This window comes from Vibrio hepatarius (assembly GCF_011806575.1).
In the GTDB taxonomy this organism is placed as follows: domain Bacteria; phylum Pseudomonadota; class Gammaproteobacteria; order Enterobacterales; family Vibrionaceae; genus Vibrio; species Vibrio hepatarius_A.
The window spans coordinates 21,382-29,838 of the sequence record NZ_JAATOO010000035.1; the positions used below are offsets into that span (position 1 = coordinate 21,382).

11 protein-coding genes and 1 pseudogene are annotated in these 8,457 nt (G+C 42.6%); 7 read left to right on the top strand and 5 right to left on the bottom strand.

Annotated elements, in window-relative coordinates; translation table 11 throughout:
- Positions 1-416 precede the first annotated feature (416 nt).
- The 5 genes and pseudogenes from HCZ42_RS19865 to HCZ42_RS21930 all read left to right on the top strand — a co-directional run.
- Positions 417-1,487 (top strand): DUF6765 family protein, encoded by a 1,071-nt coding sequence (locus HCZ42_RS19865; RefSeq protein ID WP_167422437.1) that lies wholly within the window; start codon positions 417-419, stop codon positions 1,485-1,487.
- A gap of 34 nt (positions 1,488-1,521) precedes the next feature.
- Positions 1,522-2,460, top strand: coding sequence for a hypothetical protein (locus tag HCZ42_RS19870; protein WP_167422438.1), 939 nt, complete (start codon positions 1,522-1,524; stop codon positions 2,458-2,460).
- A gap of 3 nt (positions 2,461-2,463) precedes the next feature.
- Positions 2,464-2,796 (top strand): hypothetical protein, encoded by a 333-nt coding sequence (locus HCZ42_RS19875; protein ID WP_167422439.1) that lies wholly within the window; start codon positions 2,464-2,466, stop codon positions 2,794-2,796.
- Between the two features lie 125 nt (positions 2,797-2,921).
- A complete protein-coding gene (locus tag HCZ42_RS19880) occupies positions 2,922-3,719 on the top strand; it encodes a hypothetical protein (RefSeq protein WP_167422440.1) in 798 nt (265 codons plus the stop codon).
- A 521-nt stretch (positions 3,720-4,240) separates the two neighbouring features.
- A pseudogene (locus HCZ42_RS21930) lies at positions 4,241-4,339 on the top strand (hypothetical protein); the annotation flags it as partial.
- Between the two features lie 457 nt (positions 4,340-4,796).
- Here HCZ42_RS21930 and HCZ42_RS19895 read toward each other — a convergent pair.
- The 5 genes from HCZ42_RS19895 to flgA form a co-directional block, all read right to left on the bottom strand.
- Entirely contained in the window at positions 4,797-5,075 is a 279-nt protein-coding gene (locus HCZ42_RS19895; RefSeq protein ID WP_167422442.1) for a DUF1496 domain-containing protein, read from the bottom strand.
- Between the two features lie 117 nt (positions 5,076-5,192).
- Positions 5,193-5,942 (bottom strand): lytic transglycosylase domain-containing protein, encoded by a 750-nt coding sequence (locus HCZ42_RS19900; RefSeq protein WP_167422451.1) that lies wholly within the window; start codon positions 5,940-5,942, stop codon positions 5,193-5,195.
- Complete coding sequence (flgN, locus tag HCZ42_RS19905; RefSeq protein WP_167422443.1) at positions 5,920-6,360, bottom strand: flagellar export chaperone FlgN; 441 nt, start codon at positions 6,358-6,360, stop codon at positions 5,920-5,922. Before flgN ends, HCZ42_RS19900 begins: the two co-directional genes overlap by 23 nt.
- Before the next feature lie 28 nt (positions 6,361-6,388).
- Complete coding sequence (gene flgM / locus HCZ42_RS19910) at positions 6,389-6,670, bottom strand: flagellar biosynthesis anti-sigma factor FlgM (protein WP_167422444.1); 282 nt, start codon at positions 6,668-6,670, stop codon at positions 6,389-6,391.
- A 111-nt stretch (positions 6,671-6,781) separates the two neighbouring features.
- Positions 6,782-7,579 carry a flagellar basal body P-ring formation chaperone FlgA gene (flgA, locus tag HCZ42_RS19915; RefSeq protein ID WP_167422445.1) on the bottom strand — a complete coding sequence of 266 codons (798 nt, stop codon included), beginning with the start codon at positions 7,577-7,579 and terminating at the stop codon, positions 6,782-6,784.
- A gap of 91 nt (positions 7,580-7,670) precedes the next feature.
- Here flgA and flgB point away from each other — a divergent pair, with 91 nt between their 5' ends.
- Together flgB and flgC are read left to right on the top strand one after the other, a co-directional pair.
- The gene (gene flgB, locus HCZ42_RS19920) at positions 7,671-8,033 is read left to right on the top strand and encodes a flagellar basal body rod protein FlgB (protein WP_167422446.1); all 363 of its coding nucleotides are present in this window, start codon (positions 7,671-7,673) and stop codon (positions 8,031-8,033) included.
- A gap of 2 nt (positions 8,034-8,035) precedes the next feature.
- Positions 8,036-8,457, top strand: a 422-nt coding sequence (flgC, locus tag HCZ42_RS19925; protein ID WP_167422447.1) for a flagellar basal body rod protein FlgC, incomplete at its 3' end; no start/stop codon positions are given.

An 8,457-nucleotide genomic window follows, 5' to 3' on the forward strand; every position in this document is an offset into this window, starting at 1 on the left:
TTTCGATTCAGTCATGTGTGATTGTGATTGCCGACACACCCATTTATTGTTTCTGTTAACGCTAGTTAATGGTTGTGTTCCTTACATTTACGGACATTGCCTGTTAAACATGTCTCAGTCTCGGTTAAGCTCCGGGGGAATTAGTGTATTTTTGTACCAGTGATATCCTACTTAGATCAAATATTTGACTAAAGTGCATAACTATTTGTGACCCGCCTCGTTTACATATTCAGGTCTCATATAAATTCGACTTCATTATTGTTATATTTCCAACGTTTTATACTCAGTATGCAGTGACAAACAGACCGTTCAAGAAGCGCAAGTAAGCCGAGATTGATACTGCTTCGCCATTCGGCGGTTGTGACTCTATTCGCTGCAGCATGCTCAATGTAATAGGCATGCCAATGGAGGCTCGAATGCAAATAGATGGACATCATACTCTTACTTACGTTATCGCTCGGTATGCTGGGATTGAGCATCACGACGCTGAAAAAGTAGCGTATTCGGCTCAATATGTAGATGAGGCGACAAATGATAAGCCAATCCATTTTGATAATGGTGCGATGTACGACCGTATTGTATCTGCTCACAAAATGCTCGACTATCGAAACACGCAAGAGCTTGCAAATCATAAGGTATGGATACCATTTCACTTTCTTCCTGGCAACCAAGGCTTTCCTTCAAACGTTAAACCAGATGGACGATTTATACATCGACTAGTTTGCAAACCAGACAGCGCGGTTGCAAGAGATATGCTGAGAATGGTCGCGACACATTGGCATAAGCCCTACGGCGTTCATCTGATGGGGATCGCCATGCATGTTTATGCAGATACTTTTGCCCATCAAGGTTTTGCTGGGGTGATCCACGACTACAACAAAGTCGATAACCTCGAATCGTCTTCCAGCTCTCTGTTACAACGAATTAAAGATGATTTGTTTAGTGGTGGGGTATCTGCTTCTTCTCCTCTTGGCCATGGTGCGGCTCTCTCTTTTCCTGATAGACCTTACACTTCTTGGAATTATCTAAATGGAGAAGGGGAACACGTAATAAGAGACAATACCTTGATATTTCTACAAGCTGCGGATGCGATGTGCAAAGCATTGCAGTGTTGGAAACATGGTGACGCCGAGATCAATATCGATAATCAACCAGGTTTGACCGCGCAGCAGCGCTCTTTAATAGAACACGCTTTAACAACCATAGATGATGAAAATGGTGAAGCTCGCCATACCAAGTGGCTTGAGTGGCTGCGAGAAGGAAAATTTGGCTTTGCTGCCGTCGATTTGTCGTTTGACAAAGATGGAGAGAACAGTTGGAAGCAACAGGCGAGGGGGCAAGGTTTTACACAAGACGGTGAATTTGTTTATCGCTACTCGTCATCTTTTTTAAATTCAGACTGGAAACTCTTTCATGATGCGCTCAAAACCTATCGCATAGAAGTGATCAGAGATGTCCTGCCTAAGTACGGAATTTGTATCGCTTAGCGCGCACACTCCATAATAGTAAAAGGGAAAATACATGACTAAATGGATTAAAGTCTCCGCTGTTCCAAGGTTGCGGTTTATCACAACGGCTTCGCTGGTAGTGATAGGTCTTAGTGGTTGTGCATCGAATGAATCGATTACAATGGTGGGAGAGTACGCCAAGCAATCTACAGAAGTTCAAGACGCGCTAATCGCTGTATATGAATCTGCCGATGACGCGCGCATTAACGCTGAACTGATGAAAGCAACACGGGATGGTGTCACTGGATCAGACCTAGATATTTCTATCATCGACAATGCTGGTCAAGAGGCTCTACTCAAGAACTTGAATACATTTTCCCAGAGTATTTATCTGCTTGCGACCGACGATAGAAGCGAAGCTCTGGATAAATACTCGGAGAAGTTAAATTCGTCGTTGGTATCTCTATCCCAGATGCCCCAAGTCGGAGAGATTGATGTAAACGACGTTGAATTGCTCTCAACTAGCGTGAATGCAATCGCGCGTGCTTATACAGAGAAAAAGCGTTATGACCTATTAAAGAAAATCGTCATTGAATCAGAGAATATAGTTCAAAGCGCATTTAAATCATTAGAGGGTGAATTGGACTCTTGGAAGAAAGCGACAAAGGTTTCTTTGGAAAAAGAACTGCGTATTCGCCTGTATCTACTCAACAACCCCAATCGCTGTGAAACCAGTGAAAACATACGCTGTGTGACGTTCTATCATTCACTTGAAGAGCGGGCCGATGCTTACAAGAAAGCTTATGAGATCAGAGTGCGCATAAACGAGCTAGATGCGAAGTTTGCAAAACTTGAACGTGCCTTAGTGGATATTCAAAAGTTGAACCAATCGATAGTCATATCTTTAAAAAATGATGACGACTTAACGAAGGACGCGGCCAAGAAAGCGCTCAAATCTACTAAGACACAGATCGATGCGATCAAAGAGTTTCGCGATAGCCTAGAGGACTAACTAATGGACCATAGCCACAACACTGCATACGCTGAATTGGAAAGTATGTATGACGAACTTCAAAGCTATCTTGACTCCGTCATGTTAGATCCAGAAGATGAGCCGTTGTTACTACAATGCGAACAACTGGGTGACCAAATTTATGCCTACAATGTGGCCATACTGGAAAACAATTCGGTCACACTCGCTAAAGGACAAGGTAGTCTTAAGGAGCTTATCAATCAAGCGAAAGGAGCGAAAAAAGCGTTAAAGAGCGCAGAAGATAAGCTTAAAGTGCTAGCTCAGGTAGCGAATGCTATCGATAAGGTATTAGCACAGTTGGCTAAATTCTTATAAACACTTAACGTTGTCGTATCTTAACGCTGCGTTAGGCCTAAACTCACAAATGTCGCTTATTTAACTATACGAGCTCAAAATGTTGAACTTAACTCTATGTACATATCAACATGGAGATTAAGGCAATGAGCAAAGAAATTGCGGTAATTACATTACATGGTATGGGGGATTATAAACCCAGCTATTTTGATGGGTTAAGGAAAAAGCTGATTAAAAGTTTGCAAGATGATTGGTCAAAAGTAGCTTTCATTCCGGTTCAATATCAACCAATTTTACAAAATAATCAGAACGACATTTGGCAAAAGATGAACCGCTACCCGTTAGACGGTGCAATACTGCGCCGATTTTTGTTGTTTGGGTTCTCTGATGCGGGTTCATTAGAACATAGCGCGCGTTCAAAAGTTAGTGATCAGTATGTTCAAGTACAATTGGAGATCATCCGCGCGCTCGATGAGGCCTATTTGAAGTTAGGTGACAGTAATAAGCCTGTTGTTATCGTGGCTCAATCCTTAGGATGCCAAGTGATTTCCAACTACATTTGGGATTCACAAAATGATCTCGGTGTATTTAACGGTTTGGAACCAGATGCGGTGCAAGATGTAAAAAAATTCAGGCGCCTAGGAAGCTGCGTCTATCTGTTAACAACCGGCTGTAATATTCCAATGTTTGTTGGAGGCCTTAAACCAATAAAACCTATACGAAAAATCAGTGACGATTTTAAATGGGAAAATTATTTCGACAAAGATGATGTTTTGGGTTGGCCGCTTTCGCCATTGAGTGACGAGTATGGTGAGCTGGTGGATGACCACGCTATTAATGCTGGTGGCATTTTTACAAGTTGGACACCATGGAGCCATGGCAAGTATTGGACCGATAAAAACGTAACCAAGCCACTAATAAAAAAAATTAAAGCCTATATTTAAGTGTATGGAAAAGTATTAAAGAGTCATTCCCAACGCTTGGATTTTCGCTTTGCGTTGGGTTTTGTGTTTACGGTAATGTGGTGGCATTGCTCACACCGTAACGCGGCGTTAGCCTTGTTTAGAGATAAAATGAGACTAGAGCAATCGATGGAAGACTTCTCAATTATTTCCACCTTACTTCTTTAAGTTTTTAGGTTAATCCAGTTAAGCCAGTCAAAGGTTACGTGAGTATCACTAAGCTCGTGACATGAGTCAGTTAGTCTAAATAAGCCGTCCCAGACATCAAAAGACGTGCTGTCTGCCCTAGTTGAGCACGACGGTTCTGGTAGTCTCAACCGATGTCACAAATCATGGCATCGATCGACATCGTTCCGCCTGGATGGCCTAAAGAGACCCTCTGTGGATGATCACTCTGACCTGTGTTTTTTATCGCTAGATAAGGTAAGGTGTGTTCGATACACGCAGCCACAGCGGTTCCGACCGCTCCAGTTCCTAGGTAGGCTTTGGAGAATTGCCCACTGACGAATAATGCAGCCGAACGAGCTCTACGCAACTACGTTTTAATGCGCAAGTGTTGCTACGTGACTCGCTCTTATCTAGGAGAGCGGTTCCGTGAACGCAGGTTCTCGCTGACTGAGACAGCAAATTAAAGTTGCAACAGTGCTCTGCTTATCATTGGCTTCGAAAAATCGTTGAACACCATATGTTCCAAATGGAGTATGAGACCCCCGTATTTTTGGCGTAATCCCTGTTAAAAGCTTGCGGGTGAAGAGTTACCATTTAGTTGCTCTGTGTTTTGGACTCTGTCTATTCTTAACTAGTATACACAATAGACAGAAAGAGCTTTTGAGAAGCGAGAAGTCACTCGTAAATAAGTGTGCGATCATCAGAAATGTCTTCTTGTCTTCGTTTGTTTCGCTGGTAGTACTATGGGCTCTCATTGTGTAGTAATTCAAATGCAGGGCTATTATTGACGATAATGTTTAGCAGCACGAAAATGAGCGAATGGCTGCCACCACTCAGTCAGTTTCAACTGTGGTGTCCGGGGAAACGGAAGGGTGATCAACAGCATCCCTCCTATGGGCGGATTGGCTTAGGTTCTTCCACTTCAGTTATGTTCTGATTAAACGGCAGCCATTTCAGCGAGCCATTGGTTTCAAAATCGTTGGCTCGTTGACAAGTCAGATACATCTCACCAGCTTGAATCACTGCACCTTCAGAATGAGCTTGGTCTTGGTAATAACAGACTTGTTTTGCAATATCACCGCTCACAATCGCTGGGATTGAGGTGTTCAATTGATTAGCATGCAGTGGCAAGCTAATCAGCCCTACCACAACAATCCATCTAGTTTTCATCAGATCTCCTTTTATCGATCTCACTAAGTATTCAATCAGACAATCTCTAATAGTATGGCAGCACGCTCTCGTTACCCAGTCAACCGTCCTGATTAAGATCACATTCAAGGCATGTGGTCATAATGTGATGAGTGGGGGGAGAGGAGAGAGATCGATGAGTGGAGTGTTCATATTTACTTGGTTGCTATTGAACAAATAGAAAGGCTGAAAAGAGCTCTTCTTTAAATCATCGATATCAATCATTTCCAATAAGGCGTAAAAGCGATTGATATACTGCTTTGTCTCTTCGGGTAGTGTAAGTTGAGAATACTGAGTACTGCCCGCAGATTTTATTGCTTTTGAAACCCGACCCTCACCAGCGTTGTAGGCAGCCAGTGTTAATGCAATATCATTGTCAAATTTGTGGTAAAGAAACTGGAAATAGCTAAGGGCGGCTTGCGTACTTGCTTGGCTATCAAATCGTTGATCTTGGTCTTGAGTGACCTGAAGACCAAAACGTTTTGCTGTTGCTGGAATCAATTGCCATAAGCCCGCGGCTTTTGCGTGTGACACAGCATTGGCGTTATAAGAAGACTCCAACATTGGCACTAGTACCAGACTCAATGGCAAAGATTTTTCTTCAAGCTGCTTAAATATGTTATTCACTAGAGGGCCAAATTTGTTCAGACGCGTCTCTATTTTTCTCTGATAAGGCTTAAGAACGCTATATTGCTGTTGAATATCCTTGGCCAAAGGTTGTGCAACAGTGGAGGGGCAGAAAGAAAAAATAGCGAGTGCAGAAAAAAATAAGCCTGCCTGACACCAACGGAGTGATGAGGACAAAAGCCGGCAAGGCGTGAAGTGTTTAATAGAACAGGCACTCTTCATAAGTGTATTGCACAGGATGTTTAATTTGATTGATAAGTTCATAGAGCGCGGCAGAACTTTGTCCATTACTCCGATTCATTTGCTGACATTCTTTTACTAATAGCTTTAACAGGCTCCACTGTTCTCTTACTTGAGTCTTGAACCTGGATGGTAGTGCATTAAAGATGCGGTAGACACTCTGCTCATTGTTTGGTAGGCCAAGTTTTCTAATGCACTGACTTCTTTCTGATGCAGAACGGCTTAGTTGCTCAATAATAGCCATTTGCTGGCTGACAATGCTGCTCAATGTGTGTTCATCAAACTTGAAATAGAGCATTTTTTGCTGTTGTAAGAGATCCAGCAGCTGCTGGTAGCGTTTGATATCTTCATCGATTGAGTGCACAAAAGCCCGGATCAGGTGAAAGGTCGTCACAGCCATATTTCACTCCTATTTAATGATCCTTATTTTACTCGTGACCCGTATGAAACTGCAGAATAGCTTTAGAGAGTGCTTTGGTATCTAAACCTAACTCACCACGAGACAACGCATTGCGAAATTGTTCAACTTTTGCCATGTCGATGTCTGGCAGCGTAACCATTTCAACTTGAGCCTGCTCAATTGCAGCAATATCATTGTTGAATACGTTCTCGTTCCCATGTACTTGTGTCAGTGTTTTCACTGATTCTCTGCTTGTTTGCTGAAATTCAGGCTGTGGAACATCACCGCCTGTGACTTTATCAACTTTCATCCTGAATTCTCCAAAAACCATTGCCTATGTTGTAAAGGCGACTGCTGTCGAATAAACGTTAAATTTTATTTTTATATTCAATAATGCAGATAAAGGTAGAAAATCTTGAGATCAAAATTGAGTATGTACTTGGTTTAAATCGGTGACGACTGCGCGAATTACTTTGCCTGACGCACTATTCTGCACTTCAATTTGTTGGCCTTTTGCTCCTTGCTCTAGAGCTAAACCTTTTGTCGTGGCAGTAAACCCATCTTTACTTGCGATGATCATCACTTCATTACCTTTTTCGACTAACGGCGATGAGCGGAGGATATTTGGGCTCACTATTTGGCCCGATCGAATACGGCGGGTGGTTTCTAATCCTATTGCTTGTTGAATGCCAGTATAAAAATCTTCCTGACGAGTTAAAGTCCGCTTTTCCATTTTTAGGTCGGATGCTTGAATGGTTTCGTCACGCCTTAAGGTTGTTTTTGCGACCACTACAGGAAGAGTTAGCACGGATTTTATCGTGACATTGATACGCCAGGGCGAATTGAGATCTTCACAGTTAACCGAGCGCTTTAAATTCCCAACTGGTAACGGCTGATAATCTTTTCCCGTTATGACCAGATGAGTGGGACAGTCAGGAAGATAGTTCGCAGCGCCGGGTATCCAAATATCGTAAGTCAGTAGATAGTTTCCCCATTGCTGAGAATTGGCTATTACCGCAACTTCTTGCTTTAAATGTTCAGCTACTTGGCTTTTCAGCGTTTCTTCAAAGGACGTATCTTCTGCCGAATAAACAGCACAAGAAAGCGCCCACATCAAGGTCATGATTAATAGAGAATTCGAAGAATTGGTCATTTTCCCCTTCGAATGAATGAGTTCCGCAATCCGGAAGTGTTTTTTCCTTTCTTTTATGTAATTCATTGGTTTTAAAGCTTTTTTCTTCTGGCACGTATCTTGTAGTTATCCTGTTGTCTTCAAGCTGATTTTACGACTTTAAGTTAAGGATACATGCATGGCGATTACATTCGAAAATGCGTTAGGTGTACACCCAGAGGCGCTGAACTTTCGTGTTCAGCGTACCAAAGTCCTTGCCAGTAACCTAGCAAATGTTGATACACCAGGGTATTTGGCGAAAGACTTGAGTTTTACCACAGTCATGAATCAAACGGGCTCGGGCAGTGTTCACGAACCCGTGCAGAAGTTTCAAGTAGAGACGAAATACCCAGTGCCTTACCAAAATAGCAAAGACGGTAATACAGCAGAGCTGGGTATAGAACAGGCTAAGTTTACTCAGAACAATATGGATTTTCAGACCAGTCTGACATTTCTTAATTTGAAATTTAATGGCTTGGCCAAAGCAATAGAAGGACGCTAACAATGTCATTTACTGATATTTATTCCATTGCTGGTTCAGCAATGTCGGCACAAACCGTTCGTCTGAATACCGTAGCCAGTAACCTAGCTAATGCTGATGCGGTGTCGGCAAACTCGGATGATGCCTATAAAGCGCTGAAACCAGTTTTTGCGACGGTATACAACAAAACTCAAATGGCGGCGAGTGACAGCGCATATCCAAGCGCGGAAGTTCGCATTATGGATGTGGTACAGAATGCGGGCCAAGCTGAAAAGCGTTTTGAACCAAACAATCCTTTAGCGAATGATGAAGGGTATGTCTACTACCCAGATATTGATGTGGTGGCGGAAATGGCCGATATGATGTCAGCCACTCGCAGCTTTGAAACCAACGTTGAAGTGCTTTCGAATGTGAAAAGTATGCAGCAGGGTTTATTAAAACTAGG